The organism is Nocardiopsis halotolerans DSM 44410 (assembly GCF_000341065.1).
Lineage (GTDB): Bacteria > Actinomycetota > Actinomycetes > Streptosporangiales > Streptosporangiaceae > Nocardiopsis > Nocardiopsis halotolerans.
In genome coordinates this window covers 12,266-27,359 of sequence record NZ_ANAX01000206.1, presented here as the reverse complement: position 1 = coordinate 27,359, position 15,094 = coordinate 12,266, and the positions used below count along the sequence as shown (strand labels likewise).

Genomic DNA, 15,094 nt, shown 5'->3' with positions numbered 1-15,094 from the left:
GGCCGTAGGGCTGTTGGGCGTACTCCTGGGGTGGGGCGTACGGCGACGGAGCACCCGGCTGCTGCCCGTAGGCGGGCTGGCCCTGCTCGGGCTGGGGTGCGTAGGGGGACTGGGCGCCGGAGGGCTGTCCGTGCCCCTGCTGGCCCTGCTCGGGCTGGGGCGCGTACGGGGACTGGTGTCCGTGTCCGGGCTGGCCCTGTTCCGGCTGGGGCGCGTACGGCGACTGCGCCTCGGACCGCTGCCCGGGAGCGGGCTGCTGGTCCGGCTGCGGGGGCTGCCCGTGGTCCGGCTGCTGTCCCCGGTGGGGGTCCTCCGGGGACGGGGGGTTCGTCGGGGTCTCGCTCATGCCTCTTCCTTGGCTCCACTGAATGGGGGGAGGTTCCTACTACGTCTGAACCGACGACCGCACAGGGCCGGAGGCGGGCGACCACGGTGACGGGCACGGGGCCCACACCTCGCCCTGGTCAGAATCCTAGGTCCTGCCGACGCTCCCCCGCGCAGCGCTCACCGGGGTTCGTCCGGGTGCGGCCCGGTGACGAAGTCGATCAGCTCCTCCACCCGGCCGAGCAGGGCGGGCTCCAGGTCAGCATAGGTACGGACCGAGCCCAGGATCCGGCGCCACGCCTCCCCGGTCTCCATACGCCACCCCAGGGCACGCACGATCCCCTCCTTCCAGGGGACGCCCCGCGGCACCTCGGGCCAGGCCCGGACGCCCACGGCGTCCGGCCGTACCGCCTGCCAGACGTCGACGTAGGGGTGGCCGACCACCAGCACGTGCTCACCGCGCACCCGCTCGGCGATCCGGGTCTCCTTGGAGCCCGGAACCAGGTGGTCCACCAGGACACCCAGTCTTCTCCCCGGGCCGGGTGAGAAATCCGCCACGATCGAGGGCAGGTCGTCGATCCCCTCCAGGAACTCGACGGCCACCCCCTCCACACGCAGGTCGTGGCCCCAGACCTTCTCCACGAGTTCGGCGTCGTGGGCGCCCTCCACGTAGATCCGGCTCTCCCGGGCCGTGCGCGCCCGCGCGTCCGGCACCGCCACCGAGCCGGAGGCGCTGCGCAGCGGCCCCCTCGGGGAGGCGGAGGGGCGCACCAGGGTGACCGGCTCGCCGTCGACCAGGAACCCGGCCGGGGCGAGGTCGAACACACGACGGCGGCCGTGCCGGTCCTCCAGGGTCACGGCGGCCCTGTCCCAGGCCACCACCGCCCCGCAGAACGCCTCGTCGGCGTCCTCCACGACCAGGTCCCGTTCCAGCGGCACCTCGCGGATCGCCTTCCTCACGGGCCGACGCCAGTCCCCGGCGAGCACGTCGCGGCCGTAACGGCCGTTTCCCTTGGTTGCCACGATCGTGCAGTGTACTGGTGGCAGGTGTCATCCCTCCGCCGGCGGCGCGCCCGGGGGTGGAACGGGAATGACACGGCCGCGCCACGGTGTTGCTACCCGCGGGTAGATGCCCGGGTTTGCGGCCGGGCATAGAATTAGCACTGAGGACCACGGAGTGCCAGGAGGTGGCGAGTTGCTGGATGAGCGCAAGCTCGCGGTCCTGCGTGCCGTCGTCGAGGACTTCGTCAACACCAACGAGCCCGTGGGCTCCCGGGCCCTGGCCGACCGGCACAGGCTCGGAGTCTCCCCGGCGACCATCCGCAACGACATGGTCGCGTTGGAGGAGGACGGCTACATCACCCAGCCGCACACCAGCGCGGGCCGGGTGCCCACGGACAAGGGGTACCGGCTCTTCGTGGACCGGCTCTCCTCGGTCAAACCGCTCTCGACCGCGGAGCGGCGCGCCATCGAGTCCTTCCTCACCGGAGCCGTGGACCTCGACGAGATCGTCGCCCGCACCGTGCGGCTCCTCGCGCAGCTCACCCGCCAGGTGGCGATCGTCCAGTACCCCTCGCTGACCCGCTCGTCGGTCCAGCACGTGGAGCTGGTCCCCCTCGGGGGCCAGCGGGTCATGATGGTCGTGATCACCAACACGGGCCGGGTCGAGCAGCGTGTCATCGACGGCTTGGGAGAGGTCAACGAGACCGCCGTCAACGACCTGCGCGCGATGCTGAACCGGGCCATCGCCGGGCGCCACCTCGGTGACGTGCCCGACGCGGTGGAGGACCTGCCTCCGCAGGTCCCGCCCGAGCATCGCCAGATGGCCGTGGCGGTCCTCTCCGTCCTGCTGGAGAGCCTCGTCGAACGGCACGAGGAGAAGATCGTCCTCGCGGGGACGGCCAACCTCGCCGCCGTCGACTTCGCAGCCAGCCTGCGGGATGTTCTGGAGGCGCTGGAAGAGAACATGGTCCTCATCCGTTTGCTGGGTGAGGCCAAGGACCCGTCGATGCTCACGGTGCGCATCGGCGCGGAGAACTTCCACGAGGGCCTGAGATCCACCTCCATCGTGTCGGCGGACTACGGTGTGGGAAACCAGTCGCTCGCCAAGATCGGTGTGGTGGGACCCACCCGGATGGACTATCCAGGAACGATGGGAGCGGTACGCGCCGTGGCTCGGTATGTCGGACAGATTTTGGCAGGACAGTAACCCAGTGGCCAGAGACTATTACCAGATTCTCGGGGTGCGTCGTGACGCGTCCAAGGACGAGATCAAGAAGGCGTACCGGCGGCTCGCGCGCGAACTGCACCCGGACATCAACCCGGACCCCGCGACCCAGGAGCGCTTCAAGGAGGTGACCCAGGCCTACGAGGTCCTCTCCGACGAGAGCAAGCGCCGGATGTTCGACATGGGCCAGGACCCCTACGCTCCCGGCGGTGGTGGCGGCGGCGCCGGAGGCTTCGGCGGCGCGGGCGGCTTCGCCTTCGACGACATCATGAACGCGTTCTTCGGCGGCGGCCAGCCCGGCGGGCGCGGCCCCCGGGAACGGGTCCGCCGGGGCCGCAGCATCAAGATCCGGGTCGAACTGGACCTGGTGGAGACCGCGTTCGGGGTCAGCAAGGAGATCACCTTCCCCACCGCCATCCTGTGCGAGACCTGCCAGGGCGAGGGGACGGCCGCCGGTTCGCACCGCACCACCTGTGAGATGTGTCACGGGCAGGGCGAGGTCTCCCAGGTCACCCGCTCCTTCCTCGGCCAGGTCATGACCTCCCGCCCCTGCCCGCAGTGCTCGGGCCAGGGCACGGTCATCACCAACCCCTGCGGCGACTGCGCGGGCGAGGGCCGGGTGCGCGAGAAGGTCACCCGCACGGTCAAGATCCCCGCGGGCGTCGACGACGGCACCCGCATCCAGCTGGCCGGAGAGGGCGAGGTCGGACCCAACGGCGGGCCGCGCGGCGACATCATCCTGGAGATCGTCCAGCGCCCGCACCCCACGTTCGAGCGCCGCGGGGACGACCTGCACTGCACGGTGACCGTTCCCATGACGGCCGCCGCGCTGGGCGCCTCCTTCACCTTCGACACCCTCGACGGCACCGAGAACATCGACCTGCGCCCGGGCACCAACTCCGGCCACGTCATCACCCTCCCCAACAAGGGCGTCAGCCACCTCGACGGCGGCGGCCGGGGAGACCTGCGCATCCGCGTCGACGTGGAGACCCCGAGCAGGCTGGACGAGGAGCAGGAGGCCCTGCTGCGCAAGTTCGCCGAGCTGCGCGGTGAGGACCAGACCCCGGGCCGCTTCAGCCCCGGACACGGCGGGTTCTTCTCCAAGATCCGCGACGCCTTCGGCGCCAAGTGACACCGCCGGTCTTCCTGGTCGCGACCGCCGAACTGGCGGCCGACCGGGTGACGGTGGACGGCGCCGAGGGGCGTCACGCCGCCGTGGTGCGCCGCATCAGGGAGGGAGAGGCCGTCGACCTGTCCGACGGCCTCGGCCTGCGCGCACGCTGCACGGTGACCGACGTGGGCAGGGACCACATCGTCTGCGCGGTGGTGGAGCGCCGGGAGGAACCGGAGCCCCGCCCCCGCCTGACCGTCGTCCAGGCCCTGCCCAAGGGGGACCGGGGCGAACTGGCCGTGGAGATGATGACCGAGGCCGGTGCCGACGCGGTCGTGCCCTGGGCGGCGGAGCGCTGCGTCACCCGCTGGAAGGGCGACCGGGCCGCCAAGGCGCTGGCCAAATGGCGCGCGACCGCCCGCGAGGCGGCCAAGCAGGCCCGGCGCGCACGGCTGCCCGAGGTCGCCGACCTCGCGGACCGCTCCGCGGTGGCCGCTCTGCTGGCCGGGGCGGACCTGGGGATCGTGCTGCACGAGGACGGCGCCAGCCGCCTGTCGGAACTGGAACCGCCCACGGGGGAGGGCCCGGGCGTCGTCCTGGTGGTCGGCCCCGAGGGCGGCTTCTCCGACGCCGAACTGGAGGCGTTCGCCGCCGCGGGCGCGGTCCGGGCGATCCTGGGGCCGAGCGTGCTGCGCACCTCCACCGCCGGGGTCGCCGCCCTGTCGGTCCTCCAGGCACGCACCGGCCGCTGGTGAACCCCCACCGGTCAGTCCACTGACGTGAGAAGAGGCGCCCGGACGCGGTCCGGGCGCCTCTCGCGCTGTGTGGGCGGCGGGTCAGCCGCCGCTCCCCGACCCACCGCTGGTGTCGGAACCGCCGCCGGTGGTGGACTCACCGCCGCCGCCACCGGTCTCCGTACCGCCGCCGGTGTCACCGCCGGTCTCTCCGGTGCCACCGGTGTCGCCGCCGCCGTCACCACCAGCGGAGCCCTCCCCGTCGGTGCCGTCGCCGCCGGTGCCGGCACCGCCCTCACCGGTGCCGTCGTCGCCGGTACCGGTGCTGGGCTCGTCGGTCGGCTCGCACTCCTCCTCGGAGGGCGCCGCATCCTCCTGCTTCCCGTCCTCCTCAGGGGCGGACGGAGTCGCGGAGGGATCTCCGGCCTCGGACGGCGGGCAGGATGCGGTGGTTTCGGGCTCCTCCTCGGGCGGAGAGGGCTCCTCCTCGTCCTCCGGGCTGGGCGGAGCCACCGGTTCCTCCTGCGGCTCCTCCTCCGGCTGGGTGGTGCCGTCGACGGAGCCGGAGGAGGTGTCCGGAGCGGTCACGCCGCCCTCGTCGTCCTCCTCGTCGGCGGGCGCGCCCTCGCGGTCGGCGCCCGCGGGGACGATCTCCAGCACGTGGTCGCGGACCTGGGGGCTGGAGATGACCACGGAGGCGGCGATCAGGGCGGCTCCCGCCACCGCCACCGCCGGACGTAGCCAGGGCAGGCCGAACCAGGCCGACCCGCGGTTGCGCTCCGTGCGCTCGCGGATGAGGTTCAACGCCTCGGGAGAGGTCGTGACCGTGTCGGCCTCGGCCTTGAGCAGGTGGCGGAGCTGCTCCTCGAACGGGTCGTTCGTCGGGTTCGTGGGGCTGGTCATGTCGTCTGCTCCAGAACAGAGCGGAGCGCGGAGATACCACGGGACGTGTGGCTCTTCACCGCGCCCCGGCTGATCCCCATGGCGTCCGCGATCTGTGCCTCGGACAGGTCGCCGTAGTACCGGAGCACGATGGCCTCTCGCTGACGGGTGGGTAGTTTGCGCAGGGCGCGGATGACGGCTTCGCGCTCCAACAGGCTCAGAGCGCCGTGCTCGGCGCTGGGGGCGTCGGGCAGGGCCTTGGGCACGTGCTTCTCCACGACCGCCCTGTGGCGGAGCACGGACCTGGCCTTGTTCACCACGGCCTGACGTAGGTAGGACAGAGCCTTGTTCGGATCGCGCAGGCGGCGCCACGCTCCGTGCATGGCGACGAACGAGTCCTGGACGACCTCCTCCGCGGTCGCGTGATCGCGGACGAGTAGGGCGGCGAGCCGAACGAGCGGACGGTAGTGCTCCCGGTAGAGCTCCGTCACGGCATGGTCAGCGTCCCACTCCACCGAGAGCGGGGCCGTGGTGGCTCCTGCCACCATGGTTTCTGTCGTCACATCAGTTCGACGCACACCCTTGTCGCGGGGTTTACGAAAGGGCATACCTCTTCTTTTCCAGGTAGACGTGCGTTTCAATCCGAACACGCGGCAAGATGGCCGAGGCCGGACGGAGCCGACGACCTGGCGCGCACGGGTGGAAAGCCTATCGCGCCCGGAACGCCGTCCGTCGCCGAACCGGCTTCCGGGGGCCCGAAAGGGTGTTCCTCGACGCCCGCCCGTCGCCCACCATCGCCCGCCGGGGGGTGCTTCGCGTGGGGGCGGGCTACCGCCCTCAACGGTCGGCCTCCGGCCGCGGTATCGGCCCGCTCATTGCCGACCTGCGGCATCATGGTCCCGGACGGCCCTAGAAGGAAAGAAAAGAGGTGCGCGATGGCCCAGGACGACTGCCTTTTCTGCAAGATCGTGAAGGGGGAGGTCCCCGCCGAGATCGTGCAGGAGAGCGAGCGCATGATCGCCTTCCGCGACATCAATCCCCAGGCGCCCACGCACGTGCTGATCATTCCACGCGAGCACTATCCCAACGCCGCCGAGGCCGCCGCCGCGGACACCGGTCTGATCGACGAGATCGTCCGCGTGGCCCACGAGGTGGCCACGGCCGAGGACGTCGCCGACTTCGGCTACCGGCTGGTGTTCAACACCGGCAGCGGCGCCGGACAGACGGTCTTCCACCTGCACGGGCACCTCCTCGGGGGCCGCGGCCTGGAGTGGCCACCCGGGTAGTCCGCGCGGGGTGTCCCCCCGGAAATAACGGATCGAGTGGGGCGGGGCCGCCTTGGTAGACTGGATGCGGTGGGCTTCGAGGGGTCGATGTGACCGAGCGGAGCCCCGACCGGACGCCGTCCACGGCGCCAGAATCGTCCGCCAGGCGCGTCTCCCGCAGGGGTCGGGCAGACGCCCGATCGAAGGGTAGGGACAGCGGCCACACGGCCTCACCATGTCCGAGACAACGCACACGCACCCGCGACGGGACACCCAGGTCAAGGTCGTGGTGCCCGACGAGCACACGATGGTCAGCCTGCTGGGCTCGGGGGACGAACTCCTCAGGGCGTTGGAGCGGGCCTTCGACAGCGACATCCACGTACGCGGCAACGAGTTCACCATCAGCGGCACCCCCGAGGAGACCGCCGTCGTGGTCCGCCTGGTCGAGGAGCTCATCGAACTCGCCACGAGCGGCACCCACATCACCCCCGACACCATCGAGCGCATGGTGCACATGCTGCGCTCACCCGGTGCGGAGCGGCCCGCGGACGTGCTGACCACCAACATCCTGTCCAACCGCGGCAAGACCATCCGGCCCAAGACGCTGAACCAGAAGCGCTACGTCGACACCATCGACCGGCGCACCGTGGTGTTCGGCATCGGTCCGGCGGGTACCGGGAAGACCTACCTGGCCATGGCCAAGGCGGTCAAGGCGCTCCAGGACAAGGAGGTCAACCGGATCATCCTCACCCGCCCGGCGGTGGAGGCGGGGGAGCGGCTGGGCTTCCTCCCGGGCACCCTCTACGACAAGATCGATCCCTACCTGCGTCCGCTCTACGACGCCCTGCACGACATGCTCGACCCCGACTCCATCCCCAAGCTGATGGCGGCCGGGACGATCGAGGTCGCGCCCCTGGCGTACATGCGCGGGCGCACGATCAATGACGCCTTCATCATCCTGGACGAGGCCCAGAACACCTCGCCCGAGCAGATGAAGATGTTCCTCACCAGGCTGGGCTTCGGCTCCAAGATCGTGGTCACCGGTGACGTCACCCAGGTCGACCTGCCCGGCGGGCAGACCAGCGGCCTGCGCACCATCGAGAACATCCTGCGTGACATCGACGACATCGACTTCTGCCACCTCAGCAGCGACGACGTCGTCCGGCACAAGCTGGTCAGCAGGATCGTGGACGCCTACGGCCGCTACGACGCCGCCCAGGGCGACGCGCGGGGCAACCGCAGGGGCCCCGGCAACGGCGGCCGTTCCCGCGGCGGATCCGCGCGGCGCGGAGCCCACGACACCCCGGCCAGGTCCGAGGCGGGGAGCGACGACGCCGGGGAACAGGCAGACTGACGTAGTACGGCGTTCGAACCGGTGGGCCCGCCGCGCGCGGGTCCACCGGTTCGGTTGCCGGGGCGCGCCGGTCGGGCGCGCCGCACCACCGGCCGGGCGCGCGCCCCGGCCCCACGATCCCAAGTAAGGCAGCCGCAACCATGAGCATCGACGTCGCCAACGAGTCCGGCGTCACCACCGTGGACGAGGAGAGGCTCTCCCGCCTGGCACGGCACGTGCTCGACGCCATGCGCGTCCACCCCCTGGCCGAGTTGTCCGTCGTCCTGGTGGACGAGGAGCCCATGACCGACCTGCACGTGCGGTGGATGGACGAACCCGGACCCACCGACGTGCTCTCCTTCCCCATGGACGAACTGCGCCCCGGCGGCCCCGGTCGCACGAGTGAGCCGGGCGTCCTCGGGGACGTCATCATCTGCCCGCAGGTCGCCCGGAACCAGGCCGAGAAGGCCGGGCACAGCACCGAGGCGGAGATCGACCTGCTGTGCACGCACGGCATCCTGCACCTGCTGGGCTACGACCACGCCGAGCCCGAGGAGCACAAGGAGATGTTCGGCCTCCAGGGCGAGATCCTCGCCGCCTGGCGCGAGCGTGAGGCGGCCGGCCCCGAAGGGGATGGGAACACCCGATGAGTCCGTCGGCGTGGCCCGGGGCCACCCCGCTGACCACCGGTGACCCCGTCACGTGGATCACCGCCTTCGTGGTCGCGCTGGTGCTGACCGCCGTCGCCGGGTTCCTGGTGGCGGCGGAGGTCGCCGTCACCCGCGTGATGTCCGTGGGCCTGCCCGAGGCGAGCGGTTCCGAGCGCGCGGCCAGGACGGGCCGACGCTGGGAACGGGTGTCGGCCGATCCCACGCGCCACCTCAACGTGCTGCTGTTCCTGCGTGTGGTGTGCGAGGTGTGCGCCGTGCTGGCCGCCGCCTCGGGCATGGTGTTCCTGCTGGGGGCGGGCTGGCCCGCGCTGGCGCTGACCGCCGTGGCGATGGTCGTGATGGAGTCGGTGCTGATCGCGATCGCCCCGCGCATCCTCGGCCGTCAGTTCTCCGGGGCCCTCGCCCGCGCCAGCGCGGCCGTGGTCTACCCGCTCCAGGTCGTGGTGGGTCCGATCGCCCAGCTGTTCGTGGGGGCGGGCCGCGCGCTGACCCCGCGCGGCAAGGGCGACCGGGAGGGGCCCTTCAGCACCGAGGTGGAGCTGCGCCAGCTGGTCGACCTGGCGGAGAGGGGCGACGTCATCGACCCCGAGGAACGCCAGATGATCCACTCGGTGTTCAAGCTCGACGACACACCCGTGCGCGAGGTGATGGTGCCCCGCCCCGACATCGTGTTCACCAGCCGCGAGGCCGACGCCGACGCGGTCCTGACCCTGGCCCTGGCCAGCGGGTACTCGCGTATCCCGGTGACGGGTGAGGACGAGGACGACGTGGTCGGCATCGTCTACCTCAAGGATCTGGTGTACCAGCTGCGCGACCGTTGGGCGGCCGCCGCGGGCAGCGAGGACGAGGTTCCGCTCACCGCCGGTGACGTGATGCGCCAGGCCACCTACGTCCCCGACACCAAACCCATCGACGAGCTGCTGCGCGAGATGCAGAAACAGCGCAACCACGTCGCCGTGGCCATCGACGAGTACGGCGGCACCGCGGGCCTGGTCACCCTGGAGGACATCGTGGAGGAGATCGTCGGTGAGATCACCGACGAGTACGACCACGAGATCCCGCCGGTGGCGTGGCTCGACGGGGAGCGGGTGCGCGTGACCGCCCGTCTGCCGCTGGGCGAGCTGGCCGAGCTGTTCCCCGAACGGGACCTGGACGTGGCGGACGTGGAGACCGTCGGCGGACTCGTGGCCTTCGTACTGGGTCGGGTGCCGTCCGGTGGGGACCGGGCCGAATACGCTGGTCTTCGACTCACCCTGGAGGGCAAGAGCAGCCGCCGCAGCCGGATGACCACGGTTCTGGTGGAACGCCTGCCCGACGACGCCGACGGGGCGTCGGAGGCCGGGAACGAAGACGTGAGGAGCACGGAACAGTGACGGAGACGACGGGGCTCGGCCCCGAGGACGGCAAGCTCATCACCCTCGCGCGGGCCTCACGGGCCCGCAACGCGGCGGCGGAGGGCGCGGCGGTGCGCGACGAGACCGGCCGCACGTACGTGGCCGCGACGGTGGAGCTGCCCTCGCTCCGGCTGTCCGCGCTCCAGGCGGCCGTGCCCGCCGCCGTGTCGGGTGAGGCCACCGCCCTGGAGGCCGTGGTGGTGGTCACCGAGGCCGCACAGCTGACCGAGGACGACCGCGCGGTGGCGGACGACCTGAAGACCCAGGTGGTGGTGATCGCCGCCCCCGACGGGGTGCCCGCGAGCATCACCCGGCGCTGAGAAGGACCGATGAACGAGCTCGACCTGGAGAAGTTGCGCGTACCGCTGGAGATGCCCTCCTACCCGGAGGGTTTCCGCAGCGGTTTCGCGTGCTTCGTGGGCCGTCCCAACGTGGGCAAGTCCACCCTGATGAACGCGCTGGTCGGGCAGAAGGTGGCGATCACCAGCAACCGGCCGCAGACCACGCGGCGCACGGTGCGCGGGATCGTGCACCGGCCCGACGCGCAGCTGATCATCGTGGACACGCCCGGTCTGCACAAGCCGCGTACCCTGCTGGGGGAGCGGTTGGACTCGCTGGTGCGGTCCACCCTGGTCGAGGTGGACGTGATCGCGTTCTGCCTGCCCGCCAACGAGCCGATCGGGCGGGGTGACACCTACATCGCCCAGGAGCTGGCGGAGCAGACCAGCACGCCGGTGGTCGCCCTGGTCACCAAGACCGACCTGGTGGACAGGGACGCCGTGGGCAGGCACCTGATGGCGGTGGACGAGCTGGGCGACTGGGCCGACATCGTCCCGGTCTCCGCCCGGGGCGAGTTCCAGCTGGAGACCGTCACCGACGTGCTGTGTTCGCACCTGCCGGAGGGACCGCCGCTGTACCCCGACGGCGACCTGACCGACGAGCCCGACGAGATGCTCGTGGCCGAACTGGTGCGCGAGGCCGCCCTGGAGGGGGTGCGCGACGAGCTGCCGCACTCCATCGCGGTGGTCGTGGACGAGATGTCCGAACGTGAGAACACCCGTCCCGGCAAGGAACTGGTGGACATCTACGCGTCGCTGTACGTGGAGCGGTCCAGCCAGAAGGCGATCGTGATCGGGGCGAAGGGGGCGCGGCTGCGTGACGTGGGCTCCCGGGCCCGCAAGCAGATCGAGGCCCTGCTGGGGCGCCGGGTGTTCCTGGACCTGCGGGTGCGCGTGGCCAAGGACTGGCAGCGCGACCCCAAGCAGCTGCGCAGGCTGGGCTTCGACCAGCAGACCTGACGACCCCGCCCGGTCCTCCGTTTCCGGGACCGGAACGGCTCACCGACCACCGATCCGCCGCGATCCTGTACCCGTGGTCGGCTTCGGCGCTCCGACCTCGCCGTGAGTACGGGACCGGGCGGTGCCGGTATGGGGCCCACCGGGCCGGGGACGCCTCCCGGCCCGCTTCCTCATGCCTGGTTGTTGAGGTCGGTGGCCAGCATGGCCGCGCAGCGCTGCACGATGGGTGCGGCGCGGTCCACGAACTCCCAGCTCACCCGTGCCTCGGGGCCCGAGACCGACACGGCCATCCCCGAGGGCGCCCCCGCGAGCGGAACGGCCACGCAGCGCACGCCGACCTCCTGCTCGCCGTCGTCCACGGCGAAGCCGTTCGAGCGGATCCGTTCCAGTTCGGCGAGGAAGTGCTCGGGGTCGGTGATGGTGCGGTCGGTGGCGGCGGGCATCCCGGTGCGGCGCACCGTGGCCAGCACCTCCTCGTCGTCCAGCTGGGACAGCAGGGCCTTGCCCACGCCAGCCGAGTGCGGCAGCACACGGCGCCCCACCTCGGTGAACATGCGCATGGAGTGCTGTGAGGGCACCTGCGCCACGTAGACGACCTTGTCGCCGTCCAGCATCGCCAGGTTCGCGGTCTCGCCCAGGTCCTCCACCAGCTGCGCCAGGTGGGGGCGGGCCCAGGTGCCCAGCATCTGCGAGGCCTTGTCGCCCAGGCCGATCAACCTCGGCCCCAGCGCGTAGCGGCGTGAGGGGAGCTGGCGCACGTAACCGTTGCCCACCAGGGTGCGGATGATGCGGTGGATGGTCGGCAGCGGCAGCCCCGAGGAGTCGGCCAGCTGGCTCAGCGAGGTCTCGCCGCCCGCCTCCGCCATGATCTCCAGCAGGGAGAAAGCCCGGTCGAGGGACTGCACGCCGCCGGGGCGTCCGGTTTTGCCCTGGTCATCAGGGTGTAGAGAGGTCTGTGGGGCTGACAACGATCGCGCTCCCATGCTGAGGGCCGTGGGTTCGGGGTCCTGCCTCCGCGGGGAGGTGGTTTCCGGCATCACTGTCTTCTATAGCACGTGGGGCGACGACGGTCCGGCCGTCCGGAACCCTTCACTCTGGGATCTCCAACACCACCACCTCCCTTGTTATTCCGAATAGCAAAAGTTACTATCCACGATAGGAAAATCGAGTGGAGGAGAGGACACACGTGGAAGAGGACCGGCCCGAGAACCGCAGCGCGTCCCCCGACCTCGGCCTGGACGTGCTCACCGCCGGGCTGAACGCACGCCTGGCCGACGCCGACGCCCGGCTCGTCCGTGACTACCCGGGCTCCTCCGGCGCGCGCCAGCCCGTGCACACCGTCTACGTCCCCGCGGACCGCGTCCGCTCGGGCCTGGTCCGGGAGTGGGGCGCCGCCGCCCTCGCCAGCCTGGACGAGTACGCACCCGACGCCGCGTCCCTGGCCGCGGCGACCGGTGTGGACAAGGCCGCCGTCGCCGAGGTCCTGCCCCGCCTGCGCGACAAGCTCACCCGCGAACCGGTCGAGGACCTGCGCGTGGACCTGGAGGACGGCTACGGCGACAGGGGGGACGAGGCGGAGGACCGCGACGTGGTCGAGTCCGCACGCGCCCTGTGCTCCGACCTCGGCGCCGGACAGGCCCCGCCCGTCTTCGGCGTCCGCATGAAGGGCATGGAGGCCGCCGGACGCGCGCGCGGCGCCCGCAGCCTCACGCTGTTCCTGCGCACCCTCCTGGAGGAGCTCGGCTCCCTGCCGGACGGACTGGCGCTCACCCTGCCCAAGATCACCTCCGTGGAGCAGGTCGAGGCGATGGCCTGGCTCACCGAGGAGCTGGAACAGCGCCTGGACCTGCCCGAGGGGCGTCTGCGGTTCGAGTTGCAGATCGAGACCCCGCAGTCGATCCTGCTGCCCGACGGCACGGCCGCGGTCCCGCGCATGATCCGCGCGGGCCAGGGCCGGGTCAGCGCCCTGCACTACGGCACCTACGACTACAGCGCCGCCTGCGGGATCACCGCCGCCTACCAGAGCATGGCCCACCCGGTCGCCGACCACGCCAAGGCCGTCATGCAGGTGGCCGCGGCCGGAACCGGGGTGTGGCTGTCCGACGGCTCCACCAACGTGCTGCCCGTCGGGGACGCCGAGGAGGTGCACGCCGCCTGGTACCTGCACGCCTCCCTGGTCCGCCGCTCCCTGGAGCGCGGTTTCTACCAGGGGTGGGACCTGCACCCGCACCAGCTGCCCACGCGCTACCTGTCCACCTACGTCTTCTACCGTGAGGCCTTCGCGCCCGCCGCCGCGCGCCTGCGCTCCTACCTCAACGCCGTGGCCGGGGGAGTGCTGGACGAGCCCGCCACCGCCCAGGCGTTGGCCGCCGCCCTGGTGAGCGGGGTACGCTGCGGGGCGCTGGACGAGGCCGAGGTGGCCGAGGCCGCCGGAACCGACACCCGCACACTCGTCGGTCTGGCCAGTCGACGGGTGGGACAGGAGCAGTGACAGACATGACCCAACACGATCTCGCCGTCCGCGCCCGCCGCGCCGTCACCCCCGAGGGGGAGCGCCCCGTCACCGTCGGGGTGCGCGACGGACGCGTGGTCAACGTCCTGGAGGGTGAGAACACGCCGCTCATCGCCCGCCGCGAGATCGTCCTGGCCGACGACGAGGTGCTGCTGCCCGGTCTGGTCGACAGCCACGTGCACGTCAACGAGCCGGGCCGCACCGAGTGGGAGGGGTTCGCCAGCGCCACGCGGGCCGCCGCCCTGGGCGGGATCACGACCCTGGTCGACATGCCGCTCAACAGCGTTCCGCCGACCACCACCGTCTCCGGGCTGGACGCCAAGCTCGCCGCCGCCGAGGGCAAGCTCACCATCGACGTGGGCTTCTGGGGCGGGGCCGTCCCCGAGAACAGCCGTCCCGGCGCCACGAAGGAGCTCGCGCGGCTCTGGGAACGGGGCGTCTTCGGCTTCAAGGCGTTCCTGTCCCCGTCGGGGGTGGAGGAGTTCGGCCACCTGTCCTCGGGGGAGCTGTACTCGGCGGCCGAGGCGATCGGGGAGTTCGGCGGCCGGCTCATCGTGCACGCCGAGGACCCCACCGTCCTGGACGCGGCACCGCCCGCCTCCGGGCGCGACTACGCCGCCTTCCTGGCCTCGCGGCCCGACACCGCCGAGAACGAGGCGATCGCCCGCGTGATCGACGTGGCCAGGGCCACCGGAACCCGGGCGCACGTGCTGCACCTGTCCAGCGCCTCGGCGCTCCCGCTGATCGCCCAGGCCAGGGCCGACGGCGTGCCGCTGACCGTGGAGACCTGCCCGCACTACCTCACCCTGGAGGCCGAGGGCGTGCCCGCGGGGGCCACCCAGTACAAGTGCTGCCCGCCCATCCGGGACGCGGCCAACCGCGACCTGCTCTGGCGTGCGCTCTCCGACGGGCTGATCGACTGCGTGGTCAGCGACCACTCCCCGAGCACCGCCGACCTCAAGCACCTGGACACCGGTGACTTCGGTACCGCCTGGGGCGGTGTGTCCGGACTCCAGGTCGGCTTCCCGGCGGTGTGGACCGAGGCCCGCCGCCGGGGCGCCTCCCTGGAGGACATGGTGCGGTGGATGGCCTCCGGGCCCGCGCGGGTGGCCGGGCTGAGCGGCAAGGGGGCCATCGCCCCCGACCACGACGCCGACTTCGCCGTGGTCGCCCCGGAGGAGTCCTTCCGGGTGGACGTGGGCGCGCTGGAGCACCGCAACCCGGTGAGCCCCTACGACGGGACCGAGCTGGTCGGGCGGGTGCGCCGCACCGTTCTGCGCGGTCACGACGTCGACCTGGCCGCCCGGGCCGGTCGGATGCTCTTCCGCGACTGAACTCCGGCC

General features: G+C 71.8%; 15 protein-coding genes and 1 pseudogene. 11 read left to right on the top strand and 5 right to left on the bottom strand.

Annotation, left to right across the window (positions count from 1 at the left end):
• Nucleotides 1-346: pseudogene (locus tag D455_RS0115870) on the bottom strand (DUF4870 domain-containing protein); the annotation flags it as partial.
• A gap of 158 nt (nucleotides 347-504) precedes the next feature.
• The gene (locus tag D455_RS0115865) at nucleotides 505-1,347 is read right to left on the bottom strand and encodes a DUF3097 domain-containing protein (protein ID WP_017571696.1); all 843 of its coding nucleotides are present in this window, start codon (nucleotides 1,345-1,347) and stop codon (nucleotides 505-507) included.
• A gap of 172 nt (nucleotides 1,348-1,519) precedes the next feature.
• On the opposite strand from D455_RS0115865, the gene hrcA reads away from it, so the two are divergent.
• Genes hrcA through D455_RS0115850 form a run of 3 tightly spaced genes read left to right on the top strand, consistent with a single transcriptional unit; the run spans nucleotide 1,520 to nucleotide 4,417 of the window.
• Nucleotides 1,520-2,533, top strand: a complete 1,014-nt coding sequence (gene hrcA, locus D455_RS0115860) for a heat-inducible transcriptional repressor HrcA (RefSeq protein ID WP_017571695.1) — start codon at nucleotides 1,520-1,522, stop codon at nucleotides 2,531-2,533.
• 4 nt (nucleotides 2,534-2,537) lie between these two features.
• Nucleotides 2,538-3,683: a molecular chaperone DnaJ gene (gene dnaJ / locus D455_RS0115855; protein ID WP_017571694.1), complete on the top strand. Its 1,146-nt coding sequence runs from the start codon at nucleotides 2,538-2,540 to the stop codon at nucleotides 3,681-3,683.
• A complete protein-coding gene (locus D455_RS0115850) occupies nucleotides 3,680-4,417 on the top strand; it encodes a 16S rRNA (uracil(1498)-N(3))-methyltransferase (RefSeq protein WP_017571693.1) in 738 nt (245 codons plus the stop codon). The genes dnaJ and D455_RS0115850 overlap by 4 nt, the downstream gene beginning before the upstream one ends.
• Nucleotides 4,418-4,498: 81 nt before the next feature.
• Here D455_RS0115850 and D455_RS0115845 read toward each other — a convergent pair whose 3' ends face one another.
• Both D455_RS0115845 and D455_RS0115840 read right to left on the bottom strand, forming a co-directional pair.
• On the bottom strand, nucleotides 4,499-5,299 hold the full coding sequence (locus D455_RS0115845; RefSeq protein ID WP_017571692.1) for a hypothetical protein: 801 nt from the start codon (nucleotides 5,297-5,299) through the stop codon (nucleotides 4,499-4,501).
• The gene (locus D455_RS0115840; protein WP_017571691.1) at nucleotides 5,296-5,826 is read right to left on the bottom strand and encodes a SigE family RNA polymerase sigma factor; all 531 of its coding nucleotides are present in this window, start codon (nucleotides 5,824-5,826) and stop codon (nucleotides 5,296-5,298) included. The genes D455_RS0115845 and D455_RS0115840 overlap by 4 nt, the downstream gene beginning before the upstream one ends.
• A gap of 387 nt (nucleotides 5,827-6,213) precedes the next feature.
• Between D455_RS0115840 and D455_RS0115835 the strand changes: the two genes are divergently transcribed.
• The 6 genes from D455_RS0115835 to era all read left to right on the top strand — a co-directional run bounded on the left by D455_RS0115835 (nucleotide 6,214) and on the right by era (nucleotide 11,239).
• Nucleotides 6,214-6,564, top strand: a complete 351-nt coding sequence (locus D455_RS0115835; RefSeq protein WP_017571690.1) for a histidine triad nucleotide-binding protein — start codon at nucleotides 6,214-6,216, stop codon at nucleotides 6,562-6,564.
• A gap of 214 nt (nucleotides 6,565-6,778) precedes the next feature.
• Nucleotides 6,779-7,897 (top strand): PhoH family protein, encoded by a 1,119-nt coding sequence (locus D455_RS0115830; protein ID WP_017571689.1) that lies wholly within the window; start codon nucleotides 6,779-6,781, stop codon nucleotides 7,895-7,897.
• A gap of 140 nt (nucleotides 7,898-8,037) precedes the next feature.
• Nucleotides 8,038-8,526, top strand: coding sequence for an rRNA maturation RNase YbeY (ybeY, locus tag D455_RS0115825; protein ID WP_017571688.1), 489 nt, complete (start codon nucleotides 8,038-8,040; stop codon nucleotides 8,524-8,526).
• Nucleotides 8,523-9,920, top strand: a complete 1,398-nt coding sequence (locus D455_RS0115820; RefSeq protein ID WP_017571687.1) for a hemolysin family protein — start codon at nucleotides 8,523-8,525, stop codon at nucleotides 9,918-9,920. Before ybeY ends, D455_RS0115820 begins: the two co-directional genes overlap by 4 nt.
• Nucleotides 9,917-10,261 (top strand): hypothetical protein, encoded by a 345-nt coding sequence (locus D455_RS35435; protein ID WP_017571686.1) that lies wholly within the window; start codon nucleotides 9,917-9,919, stop codon nucleotides 10,259-10,261. The genes D455_RS0115820 and D455_RS35435 overlap by 4 nt, the downstream gene beginning before the upstream one ends.
• A gap of 9 nt (nucleotides 10,262-10,270) precedes the next feature.
• Nucleotides 10,271-11,239: a GTPase Era gene (gene era, locus D455_RS0115810; RefSeq protein WP_017571685.1), complete on the top strand. Its 969-nt coding sequence runs from the start codon at nucleotides 10,271-10,273 to the stop codon at nucleotides 11,237-11,239.
• Between the two features lie 170 nt (nucleotides 11,240-11,409).
• Here the strand turns inward: era and D455_RS0115805 are convergent, their stop codons facing one another.
• Nucleotides 11,410-12,144, bottom strand: coding sequence for an IclR family transcriptional regulator (locus tag D455_RS0115805; protein ID WP_017571684.1), 735 nt, complete (start codon nucleotides 12,142-12,144; stop codon nucleotides 11,410-11,412).
• A 281-nt stretch (nucleotides 12,145-12,425) separates the two neighbouring features.
• Here D455_RS0115805 and D455_RS0115800 point away from each other — a divergent pair, with 281 nt between their 5' ends.
• Both D455_RS0115800 and allB read left to right on the top strand, forming a co-directional pair.
• Nucleotides 12,426-13,730, top strand: coding sequence for a DUF6986 family protein (locus tag D455_RS0115800; protein WP_026122671.1), 1,305 nt, complete (start codon nucleotides 12,426-12,428; stop codon nucleotides 13,728-13,730).
• Nucleotides 13,731-13,735: 5 nt separating this feature from the next.
• Nucleotides 13,736-15,085, top strand: coding sequence for an allantoinase AllB (gene allB / locus D455_RS0115795; RefSeq protein WP_017571682.1), 1,350 nt, complete (start codon nucleotides 13,736-13,738; stop codon nucleotides 15,083-15,085).
• Nucleotides 15,086-15,094 lie beyond the last annotated feature (9 nt).

Coding starts and splice junctions, on each gene's coding strand:
- D455_RS0115835 (WP_017571690.1), top strand. CDS start 6,214: ATGGCCCAGGACGACTGCCTTTTCTGCAAGATCGTGAAGGGGGAGGTC.
- allB (WP_017571682.1), top strand. CDS start 13,736: ATGACCCAACACGATCTCGCCGTCCGCGCCCGCCGCGCCGTCACCCCC.
- ybeY (WP_017571688.1), top strand. CDS start 8,038: ATGAGCATCGACGTCGCCAACGAGTCCGGCGTCACCACCGTGGACGAG.
- D455_RS0115845 (WP_017571692.1), bottom strand. CDS start 5,299: ATGACCAGCCCCACGAACCCGACGAACGACCCGTTCGAGGAGCAGCTC.
- D455_RS0115840 (WP_017571691.1), bottom strand. CDS start 5,826: ATGGTGGCAGGAGCCACCACGGCCCCGCTCTCGGTGGAGTGGGACGCT.
- D455_RS0115820 (WP_017571687.1), top strand. CDS start 8,523: ATGAGTCCGTCGGCGTGGCCCGGGGCCACCCCGCTGACCACCGGTGAC.
- D455_RS0115830 (WP_017571689.1), top strand. CDS start 6,779: ATGTCCGAGACAACGCACACGCACCCGCGACGGGACACCCAGGTCAAG.
- era (WP_017571685.1), top strand. CDS start 10,271: ATGAACGAGCTCGACCTGGAGAAGTTGCGCGTACCGCTGGAGATGCCC.